Source organism: Labrys sp. LIt4, assembly GCF_017813775.1.
GTDB lineage: Bacteria > Pseudomonadota > Alphaproteobacteria > Rhizobiales > Labraceae > Labrys > Labrys okinawensis_A.
In genome coordinates, this window is sequence record NZ_JAGIPY010000051.1 from 1 (window position 1) to 874 (window position 874).

Genomic DNA, 874 nt, shown 5'->3' on the forward strand with positions numbered 1-874 from the left:
AAGCACGGCCATTTCTGCCAGGAAATCGTCACCGTCAGCCCCGCCGAAGCAGCCGTCCTAAGCGAGTTCGGCTTTCCCCATGCCAGGGTGGTGGGAACCTATCGGCCGGTCACCCCGACCCCCCGCAGTTTCCAGGAGCGGGCTGGTATCGTCTTCGTCGGCAGCCTCTATGCCGAGAACACACCCAACTATGATTCATTGACCTGGTTCATCGAGGAGATCCTGCCGCGCGTCGAGGAGGAACTCGGTTGGGAAACCCGGCTCAATCTGGTCGGGCATGTCGCTCCCGGCCTGGCGCTCGACCGTTTCCTGGCGCATAGCCGGGTGACCTGGCACGGGCCGGTGGCCGATCTCGCCCCGATATACGACACCTCCCGTATTGCCATTGCTCCGACGCGCTTTGCCGCCGGGACCCCCTACAAGGTCTACGAGGCGGCTTCGTTCGGCGTGCCCACAGTGATCACCGATCTGCTGGCGAAGCAGCTCGGCTGGAAGCATGAGCAGGAAGTGCTCGCCGTGCCGGTGGACGACACCGAGGAGTTCGCCGCTGCGATCGTCCGGCTCTACCGTTCCGAAGAGTTGTGGCACCGTCTCCGGCAAGGCTGCTGCGACAGGCTGAATTCAGAGCACAACGAAGGCAGGTATAGGGAAGCCCTGTCGCACGTCCTGCCAGCTTTCGACCGGTCGCGTTGATGCCGATGCCTGGCCATTTGAATAGTGAATTGGGCATGAACCTGATATGGTGGTCTCGTCCGCGAGGGGTGGGGCTTCAATCCTGGATGGCAGTTCTTCGGTCGACATGATTCAACTCAGCAATGTGACGAAGTACTACAAGGTCGAGAAGCATCGGAAGATGATCCTCGACCGGGTGTCG

At 61.3% G+C, this 874-nt stretch carries 1 protein-coding gene; it reads left to right on the plus strand.

Annotated features, from left to right (window positions below; genetic code table 11):
* The coding region (locus J8I29_RS29645) for a glycosyltransferase family 4 protein (protein ID WP_209434421.1) at positions 1-693 on the plus strand (693 nt) is incomplete at its 5' end.
* Positions 694-874: the final 181 nt, after the last annotated feature.